The organism is Actinomyces sp. oral taxon 170 str. F0386, from assembly GCF_000195595.1.
Lineage (GTDB): Bacteria > Actinomycetota > Actinomycetes > Actinomycetales > Actinomycetaceae > Actinomyces.
Genome location: NZ_GL882550.1, coordinates 1 through 834 on the forward strand (window position 1 = coordinate 1; position 834 = coordinate 834).

1 protein-coding gene is annotated in these 834 nt (G+C 69.2%); it reads left to right on the forward strand.

The annotated features are described in order from the left end of the window. Positions 1 to 834: ABC transporter ATP-binding protein (locus HMPREF9056_RS10245; RefSeq protein ID WP_009404886.1), on the forward strand; the 834-nt coding region annotated here is incomplete at both ends.

Sequence of the window (834 nt, forward strand, 5' to 3'; positions counted from 1 at the left end):
CGCGGTCGCGCGCGGTGAGCTGCTCAGCCGCCTGACCAACGACGTCGACAACGTGGCCAACACTCTTCAGCAGTCCCTGTCCAGCGCGCTGACCTCGATCCTCACGGTGGTGGGCGTGCTGGGGATGATGTTCTCCATCTCCTGGCGCCTGGCGCTGGTGGCGCTGGTCATCTTCCCGCTCATGGGTGTGGTCTTCGCCGGTATCGGGCCGCGCTCGCAGAAGGCCTTCACCCACCAGTGGGCCCGCACCGGCAAGATCAACACCCGGGTGGAGGAGTCCTTCTCCGGACACGCCCTGGTCCAGGTCTACGGGCGCACCGAGGCGGTGCGTGAGGCCTTCGCCGCCGAGAACGAGGAGCTCTACGCCGCCTCGCTGCGAGCGCAGTTCCTCTCCGGGATCATGATGCCGGTCATGCTGGTCATCGGGAACCTCAACTACGTGGCCATTGCGGTGGTCGGCGGCGCCATGGTCGCCTCCGGGTCACTGCGCCTGGGTGACGTGCAGGCCTTCATCCAGTACTCCCAGCAGCTCACGAGGCCACTCAGTCAGATTGGCGGCATGGCCACGGCCGTGCAGTCCGGTACCGCCAGCGCCGAGCGGATCTTCGAGCTGCTCGACGCCGACGAGGAACCGTCCGACGACGCCACCCCGGAGGGCGCCGGCACCTCAACTGCCACGGGCACGGCAAACGCGGCGGGATCCACCACCTCCGGGGGCGCCGGCCGGGATTCGGCGGCCGGCCCCGGTGGGCAGGCGGGTCCGGGGGGCCCGGGTGTCATCGAGATGGAGCACGTGCGCTTCTCCTACAGCCCGGAGGTCGAGCTCATCGGTGA